Here is a 23,002-nt window from a genome sequence, read left to right on the forward strand (position 1 = left end):
GGAAGGCCCTGGATGTCACCCCGTGGAGTAGCCGTCCCCGACGCCCGCGAACGCCTCTTCGCCGCGGCGGAACGAGTCGTGGCCGAGGGCGGCCCCGGCGCCCTGACCAGCAGGGCCGTCACCGAGGAGGCGGGCTGCTCCAAGGGGCTGCTGCACGCGCACTTCGCGGGCGGGCTCGACGAGTTCGTCGCCGAACTGGTCCTCGACCGGCTCGCCCGCACGGCTGCCCTGGCGGACCGGCTCCCCTCACGGGCGGGCGAGGACACCGTCACCGCGAACCTCACCGAGGTCGCCACCGCGCTGTTCACCTCCACGGGGCCGACCGTCTCCGGGCTGGCCCTCACCCGCCCCGGCGTCGCGATCCGCTTCCGCGAGGCGATGGCGGCGGGCGCACCGGGCTTCACCACCGTCCAGGAAGCGGTCACCGCGTACCTGCGGGCCGAACAGCGCCTCGGCCGCGTCGACGGCCGGCTCGACGCGGAGTCCGTCGCCCTCGCGCTCGTCGGCACGGTCCACCACCTGCTGATGACGAGCCACCCGGGCACTCCGGACCCCCACGCGCAGATCCGGCGACTTGTCGCGGCACTGGCGGGTGGCGGGCCTCACATGGCACACCAGTGACGGGTTACCGGTGGGTTCAGCGATGATGTCGACCATGCGATTCCTGTTCGTCGGCGACTCCATGACCATCGGACGCGCCGGCGACTTCACCTGGCGCTACCGGATGTGGCAGCACCTCACCGCACTCGGCGAGCCCTTCGAGATCGTGGGCCCGCGCCGCGAGCTGTACGACACGGAGGCGAACGCGCCCGTGTCCCACCGGTACGCTGACCCCGGCTTCCCCGGCCCCGCCCGCCGCCATCTGGCCGGCTGGGGCGAGGGCTGGCTGCACATGGCTCCCCTGATCCGCGGGACCCTCGCCGCGGAGGGGGCCGACGTCCTCCTGGTCTCGCTGGGCCTGATAGACCTCGGCTTCTACACGGACAGCGACCAGACCGCCCGGAACGTAAGGGAGTTCATCGGGCAGGCCCGCCTGGCCAACCCGCGCGTCCGGATCGTCATGCTCCCGGTCATCCCGAACATCCGCGCCCGGTCCGACCGGCCCTTCGCCGCCGAGTGCGAAAGGTTCAACGACCTGCTCGCCAAGGCGGTGGCCGACCTGGACACGTCCGCGTCGCCGCTGCTGCTGGCCTCGCACCCGCCGTCGTACGACCTCGACACCGACACCTACGACGGCACCCACCCCGGCCCGAGTGGCGAGATAAAACTGGCCGGGGCGTTCGCCACGGCCATGCACCAGGCATGGGGACTGGGCGGGGCGTACGGCGTCGCCGCCTGAGCGGCCACGCCGCAGAGAATTTGGGTGCACGCAGATGGCCGTCATACACCGCCTGGCGCTTTACGTGGCGCTGCCGCTGGCACTCGCCGTCGTCGCGGGCTACGGCTGGTACCGGCTCAGCGACACGGGCAAGCGCTGGCGCTACGAAAACAAGCTGGCGACGTACTGCCAGGGCCTGATCCCGCCCGAGGAGTCGGCGGTCTTCACCGGCTACGACACGGAGCAGGGACTGCCGAACGACCTGCACCACGGCGGGTCCGACGGCTACGAGTTCTGCGTGGTCGGGAAGACGACGCTCACCATCGCCCTGATCCCGGAATCCGCCCGCGACGACGACGGCGCCCGCGGCGTGTTCGACGAGCTGCGCTCGAGCAGGACCGGCACCCTGCCGATGTCGCTGGGCGGCGGCTGGCACGGTTACAACGACCTCGACAGCACCGCCGTGGTGCTGAGTTGCCGCAACAAGGACGCGTCCGTCGTCGTCGGTACGGCCGGCCGCGGCCGGGCGGTGGCGGGCCGCACCACCGCCGAACTCGCCTCTGCCACCGCGGTCCGGGCGGCCGAGCACTGGAACTGCGAGGCCGAGCCCGGCGGCCGGATACCTTCCGTCCCCGCGGAGCCGGAGGAGAAGTCCCGCTTCGAGGCGAACGGAACGTGCGCCGGCATCCCGATGCGCGACATGGACACCGTCCATTGGATCAAGGAGACGCCGACGGCGGACTCCTTGGTGACGGAGAGCTGCGTGCTCGGCGAGACCAAGGCCCGCGCCGAGGAGCTGTTCCAGGTCCGCGCCTACTTCGGCCCCTTCGCACAGGCCTGGTACCCGGGTGCCGAGCCCGGCCAGGACGCGGGCCGCAACGGCAGCGACTTCCTCTGGGCCACCGCCGAGTGCCCCGGGACCAGCGCCCGCGCGGTCTTCACGATCTCCAGCACGGTCTACGTCCACGAGGACGTCGAGGACTTCGCCCGAGCGGCCCTCAAGGGCTTCGCCGAACGCTCGGCCGGGCAACGCGGCTGCATGGACCTGAAGCTCCCGGGCTGAAACCCCGACGCCGCCCCTGCCGCGAGGGTCTCAGCCGGTGCGCCCGGCCCGCTCCAGGACGGCGAGCACCGCCTGGGTGACGACGTCCGGCCTGCTGCTCTGGATGTAGTGTCCCGCGGCCGGAACCACGGCGTGCTCCCCGCCCGCCACGGACGCGGCCACGGATTTCTGGAGCTCCGTCCACCGGCGTCGCATCCCCTTCGGCATCCCCCGGCTCGCGCTGAGGACCGTCACGGGCACGTCCGGCAGTCCCGACGCGGCGCGGCGGCGCCGGATCTCGGGCGTGGCCTTGACGATCATGCGGTACTCGTCGACGGCTGTACGCACCTGCTGCCGGCCTCCGGAGGCGGCGAGCCAGGCGGTGACCAGCAGGTCCCGCACCCGCGGATCGTCGGACGCGCGGGATGCCTCACGCACGGCATGCCGGTGGTTCGACCGGCCGGTGAGCCGGAGAGAGGTACGGATCGCGAGCTGACGCGCGTACGTTCCTTCGGCCATCCGTCCGGCCCACGGCTGGAACTCCTCGTGCGAGGGGTCGAGGAGCACGAGCCCCGCCACCAGGTCCGGCCGGGCCCACGCCACGAGCTCGGCCAGCTGGCCGCCCCAGCTGTTGCCGACGAGGACGCAGGGACCGCCGCCGGTCCGTGAGAGCAGCGCGGTGAGATCCTCGACGGCCGAGTCGAGCGAGAGCCGGGGAACCCGGTCGCTCAGGCCGAGTCCCGCCCGGTCGTACGCGATCACCCGGGTGCAGCGGGCGAGAGGCGCCAGCACCGGCGTCCACATCATCGACGACCCGGCGCTCGGGGCGTCCAGCACTACCGCCGGCTCGCCCTCGCCCGCCTCGATCCAGCGCAACTTCCGGCCGTGCCGGTCCAGTTCGCCGCGCAGCGCCCCGCCAGGCACCAACGCTCGGACGGCCTCGACAACCGCGTCGTCCACGACTTCCCCTCCAGATCTCGCAACCGGCGCTTGCGCCAACGAATCCGCGCGGGCGTCGGTTCCGCCAGGGGAGCTGGAGGGTGTTTCCTGGCCGGTACTTGATCCTTCGGCCGGCGCCGGGCCGGTTCCACGCCTTCGGCGTCAGCCGGTGAGCAGGTCCGGGTTGTCGGCCAGGGAGGCGAGGTGGGCGCGCGGGTCGGCGATCAGCCTGCGGGTCGTGAGGTCGAGCATGCCCGCCACGCCGGAGATCTCGGCGGCGACCGTGCCGTCGTCCTTGACGATCTGCTGCTCGACGGTGAAGGTCTTGCCTTCCTCGTAGACGAACCGGCAGGTCACCCGGACTTCGTCGCCGCCGCGCAGCTCGCGCAGGAACTTGACCGTCACTTCGAGGGCGACCGGCCCCACGCCGCTGGCGAGCAGCTTCTCCTGCGGCAGACCGGCGGCACGGAGCAGTTCCCAGCGTGCGTGCTCGGCGTACTGCAGATAGACGGCCTGGTTCAGATGGCCCTGCGTGTCGAGCTCGTAGCCCCGCACGGTCACGTCGGCGAAGAAGGTCATGCCGACGGCAACAAGGGTGGTCCGGGCCGGTATTCCCGCCGGCGGGGGCCGTGGGACAGCGGGCCGTGCGCGCCCGGCCCTCGGTGGGGTCGTGGGCCGGGCCGCGAGCAGCAGGGACCGGTGTCAGAAGACGAACGGACCCGGGCTCTGCGAAGACGTGGCCGTGCACTCGGCGGTGATGCCGAAGACCACGACGGTCAGGCTCTTCGCCTCGAGGCTGTCGCCGGCCGCGACCGTGCCGTCGAGCGGGCCGGTGGAGACGGCGCCGCCCGCGGGGATCGCCGGGTTGGAGCTGCCGGTGAACGTGGCCGTGTCCGTGCCGTTCCTGGACAGGGTGAGCGTGGACCGGACGCGGTTCGCACCGATGGGCAGGGGTGCGGTGACGGCCGTCGTGGAGAGGTCGATGGTCGCGGCCGTCCCGTCCTGTGCGGCCTTGAGGGTGGCGGTGCCGGAGCCGTACGAGCCGCAGTCGAAGGACAGGGTCGCCGTCTCGGGCGTCACCGCGTGGGCGGCGGGCGCCATGGCGAGGGTGGCGGCGGCCAGGGCGGCGCCGGCGAGCAGGGTGCTGTTCTTCAGAGAGTTACTCATGGGGGAATCCGCCTTCGTGTGGGGGGTCACGGGCTGGTGAGGGCATTGCGGCATGTACGACCCGGGAAGGGAAGTAGGACACGGCACCCCCGGCCCACAACGGCCGGATCCCGCCCCTCCTCAGAGCGCGGCCCGCGTCAGCCGGTTCGCGAACGTCGACATCGTGTACGCGCCGATGCCCATGACGACCTCCAGCGCGTTCTGCGAGGTGAAGCCGTGCGCCAGGAAGTCGCGCAGCTCCTCGTCCCCGACGGCGCCGGCGGTACGGAACACCTCGAGCGTGAACCGCCGTACCGCCTCGAGCCGTTCGTCGTGCAGCACACGCTGCTCGGACAGCGCCGCGATCAGTTCCTCGTCGGCGCCGAGCATGCGCAGTTTTCCGGTGTGCATGGCCACGCACACATGGCATTCGTTGCGTGCGGCGACCGTCATGACGACGACCTCACGGGCCACCGGGTCGAGCGTCGTCGTCTCGAAGGCGGCGCTCAGCTTGAGGAAGCCCTCCAGCAGGTGGGGTGACTCGGCGAGTCTGGCGACTGCCGACGGCAGACGGCCGAGCCGCTTGGCGGTGGCCTCCATGGCACGGCGGGACGCGGGCGGGGCGGATTCCAGGGTGTGCTCGGTGAACATGGCCGGCTCCTACAATGGACAACATGGTTGACGAACCGCTCTCCGAGAACGTAAACCAGGTTGTCGAACAGCGCAAGACGATTGCGGACCCGCCCGGCTACGAGCTGCCCCTGCTCCTCTTCGCCGGGTTCCGCTCGCTCATCGACAGGCTGCACGCCGAACTGGCCGAGCAGGGCCACCCCGACGTACGGCCCGCCCACGGCTTCGCCATGCAGGCCATCGGCGCGGAAGGGGCCGGCGCCAGCGACCTCGGCCGACGCCTCGGCATCTCCAAACAGGCGGCCGGCAAGACCATCGACCGCCTGCTCTCCCTCGGTTACGCGGAACGCGCCGACGATCCGGCCGACGCCCGCCGCAAGCTGATCCGTCTCACCCCGCACGGATTCGACGCGCTCGCCCGCTCGGCGGCGATCTTCGACGAACTGCGCGCGGAATGGGCGCGGGCAATCGGCGCCGACCGCCTGCGCGACCTCGAATCCGCCCTGCGCACACTCACCCCTCCGGGCAGCATCCGCCTGGACGCGGCGGGCTGGCTGAGCGGCGCCTGACGCGTTCCGGTTCCGTGCTGCACCGACCCGAAGGCGGGCGACCGCACGACGGAGACGGCCGTCGCCTTTGGGCACGGACCTCGATCTCACCGGCACCCCCGCCGGCCTCACGCTCACCACCGCCGACTTCCCCCGCGCGTGAGGCGGGCGTGGGCCGCCACTCCCGGCAGGGAGCGGCGGCCGAGGTCACCAGGCGAAGGCCTCCGGGGAGGGGCCCGGCCCGGGGAAGATCTCGTCGAGACCCGTGAGCACTTCCTCGCTCAGCTCCACCTCCAGCGCGCGCAGCGCCGACTCCAGTTGCTCCGCCGTGCGCGGGCCGACGATCGGGCCCGTCACGCCCGGACGGGTCAGCAGCCAGGCGAGTGCCGCCTCACCGGGCTCCAGGCCGTGCTTGTCGAGCAGGTCCTCGTACGCCTGCACCTTCTCCCGCACGGCCGTGTCGGCCAGTGCGTCCGCGCTGCGGCCCGTCGCCCGCCGGGAGCCCTCGTTCTCCTTCCTGAGCACCCCGCCGAGCAGTCCGCCGTGCAGCGGCGACCAGGGGATGACGCCGAGGCCGTACTCCTGGGCGGCCGGGATGACCTCCATCTCGGCGCGGCGCTCGGCCAGGTTGTACAGGCACTGCTCGCTGACCAGGCCCAGCGAACCGAGACGGCGGGCCGTCTCGTTGGTCTGGGCGATCTTCCAGCCGGGGAAGTTGGAGGAACCCGCGTAGAGGATCTTGCCCTGCTGGATCAGTACGTCGATGGCCTGCCAGATCTCCTCGACCGGGGTGCTCCGGTCGATGTGGTGGAACTGGTAGAGGTCGATGTGGTCGGTCCGCAGGCGCTTGAGCGAAGCGTCCACCGCACGGCGGATGTTGAGCGCCGAGAGCTTGTCGTGGTTGGGCCAGGCCTCACCGTCCGTGCCCATGTTCGCGTACACCTTGGTGGCGAGCACGACCTTGTCACGGCGGCCCTCGCCCTTGGCGAACCAGCTTCCGATGATCTCTTCCGTGCGGCCCTTGTTCTCGCCCCACCCGTAGACGTTGGCCGTGTCGAAGAAGTTGATGCCCGCGCCGAGGGCCGAGTCCATGATGCCGTGGCTCGTGGCCTCGTCGGTCTGGGGGCCGAAGTTCATTGTGCCGAGGACGAGTCGGCTGACCTTGAGTCCGGTGCGTCCGAGCTGCGTGTACTTCATGACGTCCTAGCCAACGCCTTCGAGCGCGCTCGAAGCAAGCACCATTTCCGCGCAAGGACTGGTCCTGAGGGACACCGGGCGCGAGGTCGGCCCCGGCGCCCGGTCTCCGCGTCCGCGCGGTTGCAGGAGCCCCCGGCCCCGTCCCGGCTCGACGCAAGGAACAGCACCCGGTGGGCTCCCAGCGGGACCGGCCGCTCCCAGACGCTCGAGGCCGCCGCCCACAGCAGCCGGCCGCAGCGGACGGCCCCGACCGTGTCCCCGTCACAGACGAACAGGGTGCCGGTGGCCCGCCGCGATCTCCTCCGGGTGCACCGCCCGGCCGTCAGGCGCGCTCAGGCGCAGTCGCCGCAGCCCGCGCGCCCGCCGGCCTCGGCGACGTACAGCCGGTCCCGCCAGGTCGTCGCGTACACCCGGTCGCCCGCACATGGACGGTGCCGCCCACGACGACGGGTCCGCTCGGCGTCCCGCCGGGCGCGCGCAACGTCCACCGGACGCTCCCGCCACCCGCGCCGGTCGTCAAGGGCGGTCCGTCGCCCGGCATGTACGGCTCCTCGACGGCGAGCCGCCCGGCGCCGGATCCCGGCGCCGGGCGGCTCATCGCCGTGCGAAGGCGGATACCTGCCCATGTGTTCGGCCGGCCGGTCGCGGACGCGTCAGCCGAAGGCGGCGGACACGGCGACGATCACGAACATCAGCACCAGCGCCGCGGCCATGATCTGGTTTCTGGTCTTGGGATTCACCCGTCGAGGTTAACCCCCGCCCCCGAGGGGCCAGGAACCGACCACTTCGTACCGGGGCTGCTCGCCCGCCACTCCGCCGACCGGCAGGTTGCTGCGTACGAGGGCGAGATCGGCGACCTGCCACGGGGTGCCCTCGAATTCGGCCAGCGCCTCGACGTACGGACGCAGGTCACCCGCGTCACGGGCCCGGGCGATCGTCAGATGCGCCTGGTAGCGGCGGTGCTCCTCCATGCTCACGCCGGCGCGGCGGGCAGCGGCGTCCGAACGCTCGGCCAGCAGCCGCATCTCCTCCAGATCGCCGGCCGCCCCGACCCACAGCGCACGGTGCCCGAACCGCCCGCCCCGGTGGAGCCGCAGCGGAAACGCCGACGTCCTGTGCGCCGCCCGCGCCAGCCGCTCCCGCAGCTCGGGCACGAGCTCGTCGGCGACCTCCCCCATGAACGCGAGCGTGAAGTGCCACCCGGCGTGCCCGGTCCAGCGGAGACTGCCGGACTCGGGAAGCCGACGGAGGACTGCGACCTCGGTGGCGAGTTCGTCGACGGCCGCGGGGGGCGGGAGTACGGCGGCGAAGAGTCTCATGGGGTTCAGTGTGCCGCGCGGGGGCTCCGCTGCGCGGGCCGTTTTCCCCACCCCGCCCCTTCCCGAAGGCTGGGCCCGGACCCGCCACCGCGCTCCGCGCGGGTGCGGGGGGCTCCTCCCCTGCGCCTGGCGGCCTGGGGACCCCCCACCGCACCCCCGCGCCTCAAACGCCGGCGAGGCTGAAGTTGCCGGCAACGCCGGAGCCGCCGGGCTACGCCACCCTCGTCAGCTTCTTTCGCTCCACGAACCGCACCTGCGGATGCCCGCGGTGCCAGCCCACCGACAGTCGCAGGCCGCCGACCCGCGCCAGCATCACGCCGACGCCGACCGCCGCCACCGCGGCCACCGCGCCGCCCGCGGCGAAGCCGACGCGGGCGCCGTACGTGTCGGTGATCCAACCGACGAGCGGCGCGCCCAGCGGCGTGCCGCCGGTGAAGACCATCATGAAGAGGCTCATCACACGGCCCCGCATCAGCGGGTCCGTCGCCATCTGGATGCTCGAGTTGGCGGTCACGTTGACCGTCAGCCCGAACATGCCGATCGGGACCATCATCACCGCGAAGATCCAGAACGCAGGGGCGAAGGCGGTCACGATCTCCAGCACTCCGAAGAGCACCGCGGCGCCGACCAGCAGCCGCAGCCGCGAGGTGCCGCGCCGGGCGGCGAGCAGCGCGCCGGCCAGGGAGCCGACGGCCATCAGCGTGTTGAGCAGGCCGTATGTACCGGCGTCGCCGTGGAAGACGTCGTCGACGAACGCGGACAGCCAGATCGGGAAGTTGAAGCCGAAGGTGCCGATGAAGCCGACAAGGACGATCGGCCAGATCAGCTCGGGCCGGCCGGCGACGTACCGCAGTCCTTCGCGCAGCTGGCCCTTGCCGCGCGGGGCGCGCTCGACCTTGTGGAGCTCGCGGGCCCGCATCATCAGCAGTCCGGCGATGGGCGCGATGAAGGAGAGGCCGTTGAGCAGGAAGGCGTATCCGCTGCCGACGGCGGTGATCAGCACACCGGCCACGGCAGGTCCGACGAGGCGCGCGGACTGGAAGTTGGCCGAGTTGAGGGAGACGGCGTTGCGCAGCTGGTCGGGGCCGACCATCTCGGCGACGAACGACTGCCGGGCCGGGTTGTCGACGACGGTGACGAGGCCGAGCAGGAAGGCCGTCAGGTAGACGTGCCAGACCTGGACGTGGCCGCTGAGTGTGAGCACGGCGAGCGCCAGGCCGGTGAGGCCCATCGCGGCCTGGGTGGCGAGCAGCAGCTGCCGCTTGGGCAGCCGGTCCGCGAGCACCCCGCCGTACAGGCCGAGGAGAAGCATGGGGAGGAACTGCAGCGCGATGGTGATGCCGACGGCGGACGCGGATCCGGTCAGGCTGAGCACCAGCCAGTCCTGGGCGATGCGCTGCATCCAGGTGCCGGTATTGGACACGACCTGTCCGGTGGCGAAGAGCCGGTAGTTACGGATCTTCAGCGAGCTGAACATGCTCTGCTTGCGGTCGTGCCGGGGGGACAGGGTGTCGGGGTCGGTCGGTGCGGGGGCGGAGTCTGCTCCGGATCCCGTACTCAAAAGGGTTCGCCTCCTTTGGCCTTTCATGTGGGGCGTACGGGTGGGCGCGCTGTTCCACCCGCGGTCATTGCATGTGTGCGAGCTTCTCCAGGACGGGGGCGGCTTCGCGCAGCTTCGCCCACTCCGCCTCGTCCAGACCTTCGGCGAGCGAGGCCAGCCAGGCGTTCCGCTTGCGGCGGGACTCCTCGAGCATGGCCTCTGCCTGCTCGGTCTGACTGACCACCTTCTGCCGGCGGTCGTCGGGGTGCGGCTCGAGCCGGACGAGTCCCTTGGCCTCGAGCAGCGCCACGATGCGGGTCATCGACGGCGGCTGCACGTGTTCCTTGCGGGCCAGCTCACCGGGGGTGGCCGAACCGCAGCGGGCAAGTGTGCCGAGCACCGACATCTCGGTGGGGCTCAGCGATTCGTCGACGCGCTGGTGCTTCAGGCGGCGGCCCAGCCGCATGACGGCCGAGCGGAGCGAGTTCACGGCGGCGACGTCCGCGTCAGTGCCGTGGGACAGGTCAGGCATGTTGTTAGCGTAACTCATTACTCTGGCTAAAGACCAGCGGTTACGGGCCTGATGGATGCGTCACCCATATGAGTGAGAGGCAGCCGGAAAGTGACGTGCCGGCGGCAGGAGTCCGGCGACCCTGGCCGCATGAAATCGACTGTGCTCAGCCTGCGCATGGACGGTGAGCTGCTCGACCGGCTCCGGCAGCATGCGGCGAAACGACAAATGAGCGTCCAGGACTATGTGGTCCGGACGCTCATTCGCGACGACTTCGACGAGCGCTTCAAAGCGGCGGTCGACGAGACGGAGAAGTTCTACGGCGTCACCTGAGGGCCCCTCGCGCGCCCCGACCGCCCGCCGGACGGCCCCGCAGAAACGATCACGCGGCAGCGTTCGGCCAGGCCGACCCGTCGGACAGGGGCGGCCGTCACGCAGGCACGGCCCTCGTGCGAGGACGACCCGTCAGGTGAGACCGAGAGCCGGCATGGCGTAGTAGAAGACGAACACCGCCGACACCGCGTACATCGCCACGGGCACCTCGCGTCCGCGTCCGACGGCCAGGCGCAGCACGCTGAACGTGATGAAGCCGATGCCGATGCCGTGGGTGATCGAGTAGGTGAACGGCATCATCACCATCGCCAGGAACGCCGGCGCGGCGATCGTGAAGTCGCTCCAGTCGATGTCCTTGACCGAACCGGCCAGGATCAGGAAGCCGACCGCGACCAGCGCGGGCGTCGCCGCCTGGGACGGGACCATCGTGGCGAGCGGCGTGAGGAACAGCGCCAGCGAGAACAGCGCGCCGGTGACGACCGACGCCAGACCTGTACGCGCGCCTTCGCCGACGCCGGCCGTGGACTCCACGAAGCAGGTGTTGGCGGAGCAGGAGGCGCCACCGCCCGCGGCGACGGCGAGGCCGTCGACGACCAGGACCTTGTTGATGCCCGGGTAGTTGCCGTCCTTGTCCATGAGCTTCGCCTCGTCGCCGACGGCGAGGATGGTGCCCATCGCGTCGAAGAAGCAGGACAGCAGCACGGTGAAGACGAACAGGACGCCGGTCAGCAGGCCGACCTTCCCGAAGCCGCCGAACAGGCTGACCTGGCCGAGCAGGCCGAAGTCGGGCGTCGAGAGCGGATTGCCCGGCCATTCGGGCGTCGTCAGCCCCCAGGACTCGATGTCCGCCACGGCATGGACGATCATCGCGAGCGCCGTCATGACGACGATCGAGATGAGGATCGCGCCGGGCACCTTGCGGATGATCAGCGCAAGGGTGAGCAGCGTGCCGAGTGCGAAGACCAGGACCGGCCAGCCGAGCAGATGACCGCCGGTGCCCAGCTGGAGCGGGACGGTGGTGTGGGCGGCGTCCGGGATGCGGGTGATGAAGCCCGAGTCCACGAGCCCGATCAGCATGATGAACAGGCCGATACCGATCGCGATCGCCTTGCGCAGCCCGAGCGGGACGGCGTTCATCACGCGCTCACGCAGGCCGGTGGCCACCAGCAGCATGACCACGACACCGGCGAGCACGACCATGCCCATCGCGTCCGCCCAGGCCATCTGGGGCGCGAGCTGGAGGGCGACGACCGTGTTGACGCCGAGGCCGGCGGCGAGCGCGATCGGGACGTTGCCGATGACGCCCATCAGGAGGGTCGAGAAGGCCGCGGTCACCACGGTGGCGGTGACCAGCTGGCCGCCGTCGAGCTGGTGGCCGTACATGTCCTTCGCACTGCCGAGGATGATCGGGTTCAGCACGAGGATGTAGGCCATCGCGAAGAAGGTGGCGAATCCGCCCCGGACCTCGCGGGCGACCGTGGAGCCGCGTTCGGTGATCTTGAAGAAGCGGTCCAGACCGCCGGACGGCTGCGGGGACGTGGGCGGCAGGCCGGGAGACCCGACCTCGACGGTGGCCGTGGGGGGCATGCGGAAACCTCAGACGACGCTAAAGGGGGCGACACGAGAAGGGCAGAGAAAACCGGCCAGACTTGGATGATCCAATGAAGGAAACCAGTCGGCCGGAATCAGTTTCAGTATGAACATATGAACAAAAGATCGCCACTCTCCGCGCGTAGACCCTTGTGGTTGCCGGCCCCTCAGCCGTCCCGCCCACCGCGCCTACACTGTGCGCATGGCGAAATGGACCCCCCGGCACGAGGCACCCGAACCCCTTGAGGGACCGATCGTCGCCACCATCACCGGCGGCACGATCCTGTGGTTCGTGATGTTCCTCGTCCAGGTCCCCTTCTACGGCTGGTTCGACGACCGCGACCTGACCTGGTGGGTGTGGACCTGCCTGGCCGGCGCGGGCCTCGGGCTCATCGGCATCTGGTACGTACGCACCCGTGAAGCCGCGATCAACCGCGCCAGGAACGCCGACGCGGCCGGCGCCGAAGAGCACCCGGAACCGGGCGCCCCGCCTGCTCCGTAGTCCCCCAGGGGGATTCGTCTCCGACCGTGGTCCCATCTTCCGGCCGCCGGGGGGTGAACGGACCGGCCCGGCCGTAACGTCGGAACCATGACGCAGCGGGCGGACATGGGCCGCGGCCCCGAGCCGGAAGGACCCGTCATCGACGCGGGCGCAGAACTCGACCCCGTACACCCCCGGCGGCCACCGGGCGGCCGGCCGCCCGCCACCGGCCTGACGTCCGCGGAGGTGGCGGAACGGGTCGCACGGGGCGAGGTCAACGACGTCCCCGTACGCAGCTCGCGCTCCGCCGTCGACATCGTCCGCGCCAACGTCCTCACCCGCTTCAACGCCATCATCGGCGTGCTGTGGGTGATCATGTTCTTCGTCGCGCCGATCCAGGACAGCCTCTTCGGCTTCGTGATCATCGCCAACACCGGCATCGGCATCATCCAGGAACTGCGCGCCAAGAAGACCCTGGACTCCCTCGCGGTCATCGGCGAGGCGAAACCGAGAGTGCGCCGGGACGGTGTCGCCGCCGCGGTCTCCACCTCCGAGATCGTCCTCGGCGACCTGATGGAACTCGGCCCCGGCGACAAGGTCGTCGTCGACGGCGAGATCGTGGAGGCCGACAACCTGGAGGTCGACGAGTCGCTGCTGACCGGCGAGGCCGACCCCGTCCTCAAACAGCCCGGCGACCAGGTCATGTCCGGGAGCTTCGTGGTCGCGGGCGGCGGCGCGTTCACGGCCACGAAGGTCGGGCGCGAGGCGTACGCGGCACAGCTCGCTGAGGAGGCGTCCCGCTTCACGCTCGTCCACTCCGAGCTGCGCTCCGGCATCTCCACGATCCTCAAGTACGTGACGTGGATGATGGTCCCCACCGCGATCGGACTGATCGTCAGCCAGCTGGTGGCGAAGGGCGACAACTTCAAGGACTCGGTCGCACGGACCGTCGGCGGCATCGTGCCGATGATCCCCGAGGGGCTCGTCCTCCTCACCTCCGTCGCCTTCGCGATCGGCGTCATCCGCCTGGGCCGCAAGCAGTGCCTGGTGCAGGAGCTCCCCGCCATCGAGGGCCTCGCCCGTGTCGACGTCGTCTGCCTCGACAAGACCGGCACCCTCACGGAGGGCGGCATGGACGTCACCGAACTGCGCACGCTGGACGGCGCGGACGAGCAGCACGTACGGGCGGTCCTGGGCGCCCTCGGAGCGTCCGACCCGCGGCCGAACGCCTCGCTCCAGGCCGTCATCGCGTCCTACCCGGACGGCGGGGAGCACCGCTGCACCGCCGCGCTGCCCTTCTCCTCCGCCCGCAAGTACAGCGGCGCGACCCTCGCGGACGGCGACGGCGCGAGTACCACCTGGCTCCTCGGCGCGCCCGATGTGCTGCTGCCCGCCGGCAACCCGTCCCTCGCCGAGGTCGACCAGCTCAACCGTGAGGGCCTGCGGGTGCTGCTCCTCGCGCGGGCGGAAGGCACCTTGGAAGCCCCGCAGGAGAAGTCGCCGGCCGCTCTGGTCGTGCTGGAGCAGCGTCTGCGCCCCGACGCGTCGGCGACCCTGCGCTACTTCGCCGACCAGGACGTCGCCGCGAAGGTCATCTCCGGCGACAACGCGGTCTCGGTGGGCGCGGTCGCGGCCAAGCTCGGCCTGCCCGGCGCCGGCTCGACGCGCGACGCGCGCAAGCTGCCGGCCGAGCGCGAGGCGATGGGCGCGGAGCTGGACGGGGCCGCGGTCTTCGGCCGGGTCGGTCCGCAGCAGAAACGCGACATGGTCGGCGCGCTGCAGGCCCGCGGCCACACGGTCGCCATGACCGGCGACGGCGTCAACGACGTCCTCGCGCTGAAGGACGCGGACATCGGCGTGGCCATGGGGTCGGGCTCGGAGGCGACGAAGGCCGTCGCTCAGATCGTGCTCCTCAACAACAGCTTCGCGACGCTGCCTTCGGTGGTCGCGGAGGGCCGCCGGGTCATCGGCAACATCACCCGCGTCGCCACCCTCTTCCTGACGAAGACCGTGTACTCGGTGCTCCTCGCGATCCTCGTGGTCTGCAGCCAGGTCGAGTACCCGTTCCTGCCCCGGCATCTGACCCTGCTCTCCACCCTCACCATCGGCGTCCCGGCCTTCTTCCTGGCGCTCGCCCCCAACAAGGAGCGCGCCAAGCCCCACTTCGTCCGCAGGGTGATGCGCTACGCCGTACCGGCGGGCGTGATCGCGGCGGCGGCGAGCTTCTGCGCGTACTTGCTGGCCCGCTCGCACTACTCGGGCCCGGCCTCGCTGGCCGCGGAGACGAGCGTGGCGACGCTGACCCTGTTCCTGGTCGCCATGTGGGTCCTCGCGATCATCGCCCGCCCCTACACGTGGTGGCGGATCGGCCTGGTGGCGGCGATGGGACTGGGCTTCCTGCTGGTGCTGACGGTGCCGTGGCTCCAGGACTTCTTCGCGCTGAAGCTGGTCGGTACGACGATGCCGTGGACGGGCGTCGTGATCGCGGCGGTGGCGGCGGCGCTGCTGGAGCTGTCATGGCGGGTGGTGGGGCGGCGCTTCCCCGCGTAGCAGGACCGGACGGCCCGTTCCTCGACCGGGCCGTCGCCGAACACGGCGTGCCGCTTCCCCGCTCGCGCCGAACGACGCCGCGGATGCCCCCCGAGACGGCCGTAGAAGCGGGAAGATCGCGCGGAATCACGTTGATGGCCCCGCCGCGGCACCGAGCGGCAGCGGGCGGCCTCAGCCCGGGCGGCGGTCAGGGGGCGCAGTCGTACTGCTTGGCCAGGTTCTCGACCGCCTCCAGGATCACGGTGCGCGAGTCCTTTGTCAGCGATGCGTTGTCCCACTTCCGTCCGACGACGACCGCGGGTGAGACCTTGAGGGTGACCGTGACGTCCGCGGCGGTCGACTTCATCTTCTTCGCGCACCCGGCCGGCATCTGGACCTCGCTCTGGCGCGGGCTCACCCAGCCGGAGAGGCCCTCTCCGATCTCGGTGGCACCCTCCGGTTGATCACGAAGGGTGCCGGTGGGCCTTACGTCCAGGGTGTACTGGCCCCGAACGCCCTTGCTGCCGGCACCGGGGTTCTCCCGGTTGACGAAGCAGATGGTGGAGAAAATCGGGTCCGCCGGTTTGGCTGCGGATCCCGAGCTGTTCGGCACGAACTCGTCGACGAGGACATCCCCGCCCTTGCCGTCCTGGAGCAGACCCGCGGTCTTCTCGGTCAGCGTCCCCAGACACAGGTTCCGCTCGCGCAGTTCCTTCAGCTCCGTCGGCCACAGGGTGACCGCGGTGACGACAGCCGCGGCGATGACGAGTACGGCCGGCAGGACAAGGCGCTTCTTGTTCATGACTACGGCTGGCCCATCTTCATGTCGGCGTCTTCGATGCCGTTCTTGTACCACTGCTCGGCGGTCGGCTGGAGACCGTCCTCGTACTCGCCCGGGGTCGCGTCGAGCTCGTCCTCGCCGAGGCCCTTCGCCATGGCCGTCTCCCGCATCATGGCGTACATCTGGTTCTCGCCGTTCTCGAAGTGGTTGATCATGTTGTTGCGGGTTTCCGCATCAACCTTGGCGTTGAGGTCGTTCATGTACGCGGCCGTGCCGACGTCGATCGAGCGCTGGAGCACGTCGCCGGCGATGGGGATGGCCGTCAGGGGTGCGCCGATGATGTGGTAGTTCATCATCTTGTTCCAGCCGTTGGCGTCCTTCTCCGCCTGGCCGAGGTCGTAGATGACGTCTCCGCGCACTCCGTCGAGGTGGCCGAGCACCGACGCGGACTGCTTGACCCAGGCGCGCAGTTCGGGATCCTCCTTGCGGTACGAGTCCGCCGGAAACTGGCTCATCCCCTCGCCGATGACCACGCTCTGCGAGTGGTGCATGACAGCGAACGCCTTCGGGTCCTCGGCGACGCCGCGCATGATGCGCGTGAGATCTCCCCGGTCGATCTCGAGGTTGTTGAACTCGGTGGGCCCGTCCAGGTTCTTGCCGAGGATCTGGTGCACGTCAGATGCGTAGTCGCCGATCATGTTGCCCATGCTCGTGCGCATGGACAGGGGCACGGCACTCTGGTTCTTCTGATCCTCGTCGCCGCTGTACTCCTTGACGATCCGCTCGAAGATCGCGGTCTCCGCGCCGTCATGGTGGGCGGGGACTCCGTGCAGCGGGCTCCCCGGTTCCCGGCCCGTGGCAGCGGCCTCCAGCGCGGCGCCGAACTCGGTGCGGGCCGAGGTCTGCTTCAGCTCGTCGGGCATCTTGTCCTCGACAGCGCCGCCCGGCCAGTCACGGTCCTCCAGGAAGTACTTGAGGTTGTCCGTGGTGTTCGGGTCGAAGTAGCTGGTGGCCGCGGAGGGGTTTCGGCTCATGGCGTTCATCAGACCCTTCATCGGGTCCTCCTGCGTGCCCTGCCAGTTCTTCATGACGCCGTCGTAGGCGTCGTCGTTGGTCGTTTCCCACTCGCGGATGGTGTCGCCGACCTCGGTGAGGAAGGCTTCGCTGTAGCGCGGGTCGCCCTGGTCCTTGTCGTACGGCGAGGACTTCTGGTCCTTCGGGTCGTACGCCGGGTCGCCGACGTCGGCGGCCATCAGGTCGGTGAGGTCCTTCAGTGTGGCGGCGCCGCCCCCGATGTACCCAGGATGCCGGTTGGACAGGCCGTTGCCGTCGCGGGCCGTGGTGATGAGCTTGTCCGTCCAGGCCGCCGTGACGCCGCCGGGGGAACCGATCGAGGAGTCGGGTCCGGTGGCGGTGGCGAGGGAACCGGACAGGGCCTTGTAGAGGCGGGCGTCGGCGGCCGAGACCTGGCCGTCGCGGCCGCCGCTCTCCAGGCCACCGGCGAGCAGGAGCACGGCCTCCTGCTGGTCGCGGCCCCGGTAGCTGAGGTTCGTCATGAGCTGCTCGGCGAAGGCCGGCGAGTCCTTGCCGCCCTCGGCCAGCTGCAGCAGCCGCTCGCGCTCCTTGTCGTCCAGGTGCTCCCAGCGGGCGTACAACTTGGCAGCCTCACGGCCGTTCGCGGCCTGCTGCGTCTCCTCCGCACGCATCCGCTTGGCGTCGGCGACACCGCCGAGGTCTGTGCTGCCGAAGTCGTTGGGGTGGTTCTTGATCAGGGCCCGCAGGCCCCAGGCGCACAGTTCGTCCGCTTCGGCGGCACGCTTGAGTATGCCTTCCAACTTCTGGCGGTAGTGGTCGAACTGGGCCTCGGTGGCGACGGATTCGGTGCTGTCCTTGGACCGGCGGTCGGGGTGGACCGTGTGACTGATGACTCCGTCGGGGTAAATGGTGATGCCCGGCGGCGGGTTCTCGTACGCGGCCTTGAGGTCACTCTGAGCAGTCTTGAGCAGAGCGTGGGCGTCCTTGAGGAGGTCACGTACGGATTCGGCCTCGGTGACGGCGTCGTTGAACTCCTTGGCCGTCTTGGTGACGAACTCCTTGGTGACGCTGGCGTTCTCGCCCTTCCAGGTGGCCTTGTCGGCCTTTGTCTTCATGGCCTTGGCGTCGGTCTGGAGCTGCGTCAGCTTGGTGATCATCTCGGTCCACTCGGTGACCGCGGTGTCGAGAGGGCCGAGCTTGGCGTTGAGGAGCTGCTCGAAGGTGGGCATGGCGGCTGCGGCTCCTTAACGGAAGTACTTGTCGATCTGCGAGGCGGATACGGCGCCGTCGTCGCCGGGGGCCAACGGGCCGATGATGCGCAACTGAGCCTGGATCCAGTCGTCGTCCTTCTTGCTGGACTTCTTGGTGTGGTCCAGGTGGTTGGAGATGTGGGCGCATGCCTGGAGAAGTGTCTTCACCTGTGTGTCCCAGGTCTGCTTCACCTCGGTCAGCGCCGCACCGGAGTCGAAGCCGTCACCCGTCAGGCTCGTCCCTGCCGTCTCGCTCGCCGCTGCCGCATGCTTCCCACCGGACTCGAGGCCGCTGAACAGACCGAACGCGGCATGGCCTATGTCACCGAGTTCGTCGTCCTCCACCACATAGTCGACAGAACCCGGCTTCGGCTTGGAACCGCCCGCGCCGTCGGCGCTGTTCAAGTTCATGGCAACTGTCTTGGCCGCGGCCCACTCGTTGTCGAACGACATCGTCGACACCCCCGTGTCGTAAGGAAATTACTCACGACACGCTAGCCGCCTGATCAACAACCCGCCACAGGCGAATGATCCGATGCACGGACGAGGCGGAACCTCCTACGTTCCCACCCGACTCGTGGGCTGTCGCGAGAACCAGAGGCCGAGGTCGCTGTCAGCGGGGCCGAGGGCCTTCGGCACCGTTTCCGGAGGTGTGCTCATCGTGTCGGGGAGCGCCGGCCCTGCCGCTTCTCTCGTGCAGGAACAACCGAACGACACCGCCGTCGCTCCCAGGCATCCACCAGGGTCAGCAGGTGTCGGCATCCACGGTCACCTCGAGGTTGACGGTGATGGCGGTGAAGGTCTCGGGTGCGGACGGAGAGACGCGCAGACAGTACACAGCCTCGACGTCGTCCGTCGTGACCTCGAAGCTGTCCGAGTCGGGCTCCTCCACGTTGTTCGCGCTGTAAATCTCCGACGAAACGCTCACAGTGCCGTGTTCGGGGCCTTCACCGCTGGCTTCAATCGCGTCGGCTATCAGCTCCTCGTAGTCGCCCCTCCACCCGCCCACCTGCTGGGGTGCCGCGTTGAGGCTGTCCACAGCCGCATGGACCGCGTCATGGAGTTCCCCTTCGCTCCAGGAGGAACTGTCGTGGAGCGAGTACATACCGCCGGCAGCGAAGAGCAGGGACGCGATGATGAGTGCCATCCCCACAGGGTTGTCCGCGTTGTAGACGTAACGATTCGTCCCCCACTTGGAGCGGACGAAGACCGGCTCTGCGTCGTGATCTTCGCTCATGGGCGTGAGCCTAGCCGTGCAATTCGGCGGTGTGCCGGGCCGTCGCTGCACCGGATGCGCAGTCGGTGCCTGCTGCCGGCACGGCCGGCTCAACGTTGGTCGACGGCAATGCCGGCGTCCAGGTCAGCCACATCGCCTGACTCCCTGACCCGACGCGTCACCATTTCCCTTGACCAAGACATAGGGACCCCACCGGTCGGCACGGGCTCCCTGACCGGCGCGCAGACCGACTCGCAAGCCCTCGCGAACCGCCGGCCGCGGCGCCCCGCCGCCCCCGGCGCGCATCGGCTCTGCCGAATTCACTTGGGCGTCATACGGCCATCACGCATTGCCCACCGGGCGCAACGAGGGTCCACTACGACGAGCGAAGCGTCATGTACTCGACATAGAGGAGCTCATGTGACCCCGCGCCGCCCCCTCCGTACCGCCGCTCTCGTGGCAGGCACGGCCCTCGCGGCCGTCGCCGCGACCGTGCCCGCCGCGGCTCACCCGCACGGCCGGGCCGACGCCCTGCCCGCCGTCCAGCCGCGGGCGGAGACGGCCACGCTCTACGACGACGAGGCGGGCGGCAACGCCAACGCCGACGACCCCGCGATCTGGCGCAACGCCGCCGACCCGGGCCGCAGCCTCGTCGTCGCCACGGCGAAGGAGGGCGGCCTGCGGGTCTACGACCTCGACGCACGGCAGGTCCAGTCGATCGCGGCACCCGCCCCGGCCACGGAGGACGACGCCCCCGGGCGCTTCAACAACGTCGATCTTCTCCAGGGCCTCCGGCTCGGGACGGGGCGGGCGGACCTCGCCGTCGTCAGTGACCGCGGCAACGACCGGCTGCGCTTCTACCGCATCGACCGCGACCGCCCCGGCGGCCCGCTGACCGATGTCACCGATCCCGCGGCCGCGCCCGTGTTCTCCTCCGGCCAGGACGAGATCAACGAGCAGGCGACCGCGTACGGCCTGGCCACTTGGACCGACCGGTCGACGGGCCGCTCCTACGCCCTGGCCAGCCGCCGCAACCGGACGGGCATCGCCCTGCTGGAGATCACCGCCGGTCCCGACGGCACGGTCGGATACCGCAAGATCCGCACCGTCGAACTGCCCTCTGCGTTCCGCCTCCCCGACGGCACGTCCTGGTCCCCGTGCGGCGAGCCCGGTGAACTGCCCCAGGTGGAGGGCATGGTCGTCGACCCGGCGAACGGCATGCTCTACGCGGGCCAGGAGCGCGTGGGCGTCTGGCGGATGCCCGCCGACCTCACCGGCAGGCCCGTCCTCTTCGACAAGGTCCGCGAGTACGGCGTCCCCGGCACGTACGACGAGGAGACCGAGGAGTGCACGCCCGGCGCCGACCCGGGCTACGGCGGCACCCGGCTGGCGGCCGACGTCGAAGGGCTCGCCCTGCTCACCGAGCCGGACGGCGACGGCTATGTGATCGCCTCGGGCCAGGGCGACAACAGCTTCGCCCTCTACGACCGCGAGGTGGGTGACAAGAACGAGTACGAGGGCGGCTTCCGCGTCACCGCCGCCTCCGCCACCCTCGACGGCTCCGAGGAGTGCGACGGCGCGGCCGTGCTGAACGCCCCGCTCGGCCACCGGTACCCGAACGGCCTGCTGGTCGTCCAGGACGGCCACGACTCCCCAGGGGACGGTGACCGCGAGGCGACCAACTTCAAGTTCGTCGACCTGGCCGACGTCCTCGACACCGTCGACTGAGCCCGATACGCGCGGGGGCGGCCGGACGCCGCCCCCGCGCGTGCGGCGTCCGCTACGGCCGTGCGTAGGGCCGGGTCATGATCTCCATGTTGTGGCCGCTCGGGTCGTCGAAGTACGCGCCACGACCACCGAACAGGCGGTTGATCGCGCCCGGTTCGGTGTGGCTCGGGTCGGCGTAGTACGTGACCCCGACCGCCTCCAGACGGGCGATCATCGTGTCGAACTGCTCGTCGGGCACCAGGAACGCGTAGTGCTGCGACTGGATCGGCTCGTCGGCGAGCTCGTAGTAGTCGAGCGTGACGCCGTTGCCGAGGTCCACGGGCAGGAACGGCCCGAACGGCGCGGCGACTTCGACGCCCAGGATCGCGGCGATGAACTCGGCCGACAGACGCCGGTCCTTGGCGTACACGGCGGTGTGGTTCAGCTGGACGGATGTGACGGGTGGTTGCTGCGCAGGCATGGTGTGGCGACTCTCCAGGTCTTGGTTCCTCAAGGGACATGTCAGAGAGGAGAGACAGCGGCGGGCCCCTGGCCCGCCCCGCGCTCACGCCGAGGCCGGGCGCCTCACTCGTGCGTGGCCCATGGCCGACCCGGCAGTCACCCGGCCGAGCCTAGCCGCCGGCCGGGCACGGCGCACCCGGGTAAGTAGGCGTACTCATGACAGCGCCCCCAACAGGGCGGAAGGATCGACGGAGCGCGTACGCCCGCCCCTCCCCTGACCGCCGGAGTGCCCAGGTGAAACGTCTCGCCCCCGCTGTGACCGGCATTGCCGCCGTGCTGCTCTCGCTGCCTCTCGTCGCCGGCTGTGGAACCGTCGTCGGCGACGACCCGGGCGCCACTGCGACGCCCGACACGTCGAGCATCCCGGCCATGGACCACGAAGCGCGGACCAGGGCGGCGAAGGCCGCGCACGACCGGAGGTTCCCGGAGGTGGCGAAGATCTGCGCCGACGCACCGGTGAAGCCGTCCGAGGAACCGGCTCCTTCCGAGGCGCCCACCGACCCGTGGTCCCGCAAGGTCGCGGAGAACCACGCCTACAAGGCACAGGCGCTCCTGGACACCGACGCCCGCTGCCGGGGCGACGCGCACGCCCGCCGGATCACCGCCGGCCTGGTGGGCGTACACGACGAGAAGGCGCTGCGCTCCGCACTCGGCCGTCTCGGCTATCCGCCGGAGACGGTGGAGGTGTACGGAACAGGCGCCGCCCCCGGTTTCACGTTCAGCATCCCGGACGCCGGTCCGTGCATCACCGGCACCCTGGCCGACCCGGCAGAGGCACAGGCGCACGGGCACTACGTCGAGGGCGGCTGCATGGAGCCCAAGGGCGGGCACTGAGCCACCACTTCGGCCCAGACGGTCTTCCCGGCGGGGCGGCGCGGCTCCACGCCCCAGCGGTCGGCCAGTACGTCCACCAGAACCAGCCCCCGGCCCGACACGTCGTCGGCCGCGGGGGTCCGAACGTCGGTCGGCGGATGCACCGAGGACGCGTCGGAGACCTCGACGCGCACCCGCCTCGCCTCGAGCGTCAGCCGGAGCCGGAAGTCCCGTCCCGGCACGCGCCCGTGCCGCGCGGCGTTCCCGGCCAGCTCCGCCACCAGCAGGGCGACTGTGCAGGAGAGGTCGGAGTCGGCGGGGTGACCCCACTCGGCCAGGTGCCGCACGGCGACCCGCCGGGCCAGCCGCGCGCCCCGGGGTGTCGGGCCGAACAGCGCTGAGAACCGGCCTTCTGCGCGCGGCTCTTCGCCCGCCGCCCGCTGGTGGTCCGGGCCTTCGCCCGGCGTCGTCATGGTCTTCAGCACTGTGTCGCCCATCCCGGTTCGCCGCTCTCCTGAGGCACGACCCGTGGGTGTACGGACCGTGACGTTCCGT

Annotated in this window: 25 protein-coding genes; 9 read left to right on the plus strand and 16 right to left on the minus strand. The window is 70.5% G+C overall.

Translation table 11 applies throughout. The annotated features are described in order from the left end of the window. The first annotated feature begins 12 nt into the window (after positions 1-12). From MDN94_RS05645 to MDN94_RS05655, 3 genes are read left to right on the plus strand one after another with little or no spacing between them, the layout of a single operon-like run. Complete coding sequence (locus tag MDN94_RS05645; RefSeq protein WP_482724858.1) at positions 13-621, plus strand: TetR family transcriptional regulator; 609 nt, start codon at positions 13-15, stop codon at positions 619-621. 34 nt (positions 622-655) lie between these two features. Beyond that, positions 656-1,339 carry a GDSL-type esterase/lipase family protein gene (locus MDN94_RS05650; protein WP_482724859.1) on the plus strand — a complete coding sequence of 228 codons (684 nt, stop codon included), beginning with the start codon at positions 656-658 and terminating at the stop codon, positions 1,337-1,339. Between the two features lie 34 nt (positions 1,340-1,373). Beyond that, a complete protein-coding gene (locus tag MDN94_RS05655; protein ID WP_482724860.1) occupies positions 1,374-2,381 on the plus strand; it encodes a hypothetical protein in 1,008 nt (335 codons plus the stop codon). A 30-nt stretch (positions 2,382-2,411) separates the two neighbouring features. Here MDN94_RS05655 and MDN94_RS05660 read toward each other — a convergent pair whose 3' ends face one another. From MDN94_RS05660 to MDN94_RS05675, 4 genes are all read right to left on the minus strand, one after another. Beyond that, positions 2,412-3,320 carry an alpha/beta fold hydrolase gene (locus MDN94_RS05660; RefSeq protein WP_482724861.1) on the minus strand — a complete coding sequence of 303 codons (909 nt, stop codon included), beginning with the start codon at positions 3,318-3,320 and terminating at the stop codon, positions 2,412-2,414. Between the two features lie 141 nt (positions 3,321-3,461). After that, positions 3,462-3,878, minus strand: a complete 417-nt coding sequence (locus tag MDN94_RS05665; protein WP_482724862.1) for an acyl-CoA thioesterase — start codon at positions 3,876-3,878, stop codon at positions 3,462-3,464. A 123-nt stretch (positions 3,879-4,001) separates the two neighbouring features. Then, positions 4,002-4,466, minus strand: a complete 465-nt coding sequence (locus tag MDN94_RS05670) for a hypothetical protein (protein ID WP_482724863.1) — start codon at positions 4,464-4,466, stop codon at positions 4,002-4,004. A 120-nt stretch (positions 4,467-4,586) separates the two neighbouring features. After that, positions 4,587-5,096 carry a carboxymuconolactone decarboxylase family protein gene (locus MDN94_RS05675; protein ID WP_482724864.1) on the minus strand — a complete coding sequence of 170 codons (510 nt, stop codon included), beginning with the start codon at positions 5,094-5,096 and terminating at the stop codon, positions 4,587-4,589. Positions 5,097-5,119: 23 nt separating this feature from the next. Here MDN94_RS05675 and MDN94_RS05680 point away from each other — a divergent pair, with 23 nt between their 5' ends. After that, positions 5,120-5,644 (plus strand): MarR family winged helix-turn-helix transcriptional regulator, encoded by a 525-nt coding sequence (locus tag MDN94_RS05680; protein WP_482724865.1) that lies wholly within the window; start codon positions 5,120-5,122, stop codon positions 5,642-5,644. Positions 5,645-5,830: 186 nt separating this feature from the next. On the opposite strand, the gene MDN94_RS05685 is transcribed toward MDN94_RS05680, so the two are convergent. The 5 genes from MDN94_RS05685 to MDN94_RS05705 form a co-directional block, all read right to left on the minus strand. After that, complete coding sequence (locus MDN94_RS05685) at positions 5,831-6,820, minus strand: aldo/keto reductase (protein ID WP_482724866.1); 990 nt, start codon at positions 6,818-6,820, stop codon at positions 5,831-5,833. 332 nt (positions 6,821-7,152) lie between these two features. Continuing rightward, positions 7,153-7,308, minus strand: coding sequence for a hypothetical protein (locus MDN94_RS05690; protein ID WP_482724867.1), 156 nt, complete (start codon positions 7,306-7,308; stop codon positions 7,153-7,155). Between the two features lie 261 nt (positions 7,309-7,569). Beyond that, positions 7,570-8,139 carry an RNA 2',3'-cyclic phosphodiesterase gene (gene thpR, locus MDN94_RS05695; RefSeq protein WP_482724868.1) on the minus strand — a complete coding sequence of 190 codons (570 nt, stop codon included), beginning with the start codon at positions 8,137-8,139 and terminating at the stop codon, positions 7,570-7,572. 211 nt (positions 8,140-8,350) lie between these two features. Beyond that, positions 8,351-9,700 (minus strand): MFS transporter, encoded by a 1,350-nt coding sequence (locus MDN94_RS05700; RefSeq protein ID WP_482724869.1) that lies wholly within the window; start codon positions 9,698-9,700, stop codon positions 8,351-8,353. 64 nt (positions 9,701-9,764) lie between these two features. After that, positions 9,765-10,211 (minus strand): MarR family winged helix-turn-helix transcriptional regulator, encoded by a 447-nt coding sequence (locus MDN94_RS05705; protein WP_482724870.1) that lies wholly within the window; start codon positions 10,209-10,211, stop codon positions 9,765-9,767. A 129-nt stretch (positions 10,212-10,340) separates the two neighbouring features. Between MDN94_RS05705 and MDN94_RS05710 the strand changes: the two genes are divergently transcribed. Then, entirely contained in the window at positions 10,341-10,523 is a 183-nt protein-coding gene (locus MDN94_RS05710; protein ID WP_005315906.1) for a hypothetical protein, read from the plus strand. 132 nt (positions 10,524-10,655) lie between these two features. On the opposite strand, the gene MDN94_RS05715 is transcribed toward MDN94_RS05710, so the two are convergent. Further along, positions 10,656-12,110 carry an NCS2 family permease gene (locus MDN94_RS05715; protein WP_482724871.1) on the minus strand — a complete coding sequence of 485 codons (1,455 nt, stop codon included), beginning with the start codon at positions 12,108-12,110 and terminating at the stop codon, positions 10,656-10,658. Between the two features lie 205 nt (positions 12,111-12,315). Here MDN94_RS05715 and MDN94_RS05720 point away from each other — a divergent pair, with 205 nt between their 5' ends. Continuing rightward, positions 12,316-12,615, plus strand: coding sequence for a DUF2530 domain-containing protein (locus MDN94_RS05720; RefSeq protein WP_482724872.1), 300 nt, complete (start codon positions 12,316-12,318; stop codon positions 12,613-12,615). A gap of 87 nt (positions 12,616-12,702) precedes the next feature. Continuing rightward, positions 12,703-15,144, plus strand: coding sequence for an HAD-IC family P-type ATPase (locus MDN94_RS05725; RefSeq protein ID WP_482724873.1), 2,442 nt, complete (start codon positions 12,703-12,705; stop codon positions 15,142-15,144). 187 nt (positions 15,145-15,331) lie between these two features. Here MDN94_RS05725 and MDN94_RS05730 read toward each other — a convergent pair whose 3' ends face one another. From MDN94_RS05730 to MDN94_RS05745, 4 genes are all read right to left on the minus strand, one after another. Further along, on the minus strand, positions 15,332-15,925 hold the full coding sequence (locus tag MDN94_RS05730; RefSeq protein ID WP_482724874.1) for a hypothetical protein: 594 nt from the start codon (positions 15,923-15,925) through the stop codon (positions 15,332-15,334). A gap of 2 nt (positions 15,926-15,927) precedes the next feature. Next, positions 15,928-18,168 (minus strand): DUF6571 family protein, encoded by a 2,241-nt coding sequence (locus tag MDN94_RS05735; RefSeq protein ID WP_482724875.1) that lies wholly within the window; start codon positions 18,166-18,168, stop codon positions 15,928-15,930. A 15-nt stretch (positions 18,169-18,183) separates the two neighbouring features. After that, positions 18,184-18,642, minus strand: a complete 459-nt coding sequence (locus tag MDN94_RS05740; protein WP_482724876.1) for a hypothetical protein — start codon at positions 18,640-18,642, stop codon at positions 18,184-18,186. Between the two features lie 292 nt (positions 18,643-18,934). Next, positions 18,935-19,426, minus strand: coding sequence for a hypothetical protein (locus MDN94_RS05745; protein WP_482724877.1), 492 nt, complete (start codon positions 19,424-19,426; stop codon positions 18,935-18,937). A gap of 399 nt (positions 19,427-19,825) precedes the next feature. On the opposite strand from MDN94_RS05745, the gene MDN94_RS05750 reads away from it, so the two are divergent. Next, the gene (locus MDN94_RS05750; RefSeq protein WP_482724878.1) at positions 19,826-21,133 is read left to right on the plus strand and encodes a phytase; all 1,308 of its coding nucleotides are present in this window, start codon (positions 19,826-19,828) and stop codon (positions 21,131-21,133) included. A gap of 52 nt (positions 21,134-21,185) precedes the next feature. Here the strand turns inward: MDN94_RS05750 and MDN94_RS05755 are convergent, their stop codons facing one another. Continuing rightward, positions 21,186-21,593, minus strand: coding sequence for a VOC family protein (locus tag MDN94_RS05755; protein ID WP_482724879.1), 408 nt, complete (start codon positions 21,591-21,593; stop codon positions 21,186-21,188). A 275-nt stretch (positions 21,594-21,868) separates the two neighbouring features. Here MDN94_RS05755 and MDN94_RS05760 point away from each other — a divergent pair, with 275 nt between their 5' ends. Beyond that, positions 21,869-22,468 (plus strand): hypothetical protein, encoded by a 600-nt coding sequence (locus MDN94_RS05760; protein WP_482724880.1) that lies wholly within the window; start codon positions 21,869-21,871, stop codon positions 22,466-22,468. Here MDN94_RS05760 and MDN94_RS05765 read toward each other — a convergent pair. Beyond that, positions 22,426-22,944, minus strand: coding sequence for an ATP-binding protein (locus MDN94_RS05765; protein WP_482724881.1), 519 nt, complete (start codon positions 22,942-22,944; stop codon positions 22,426-22,428). The genes MDN94_RS05760 and MDN94_RS05765 overlap by 43 nt on opposite strands. Between the last annotated feature and the right edge of the window lie 58 nt (positions 22,945-23,002).

It is taken from the genome of Streptomyces sp. WAC00040 (assembly GCF_056835925.1).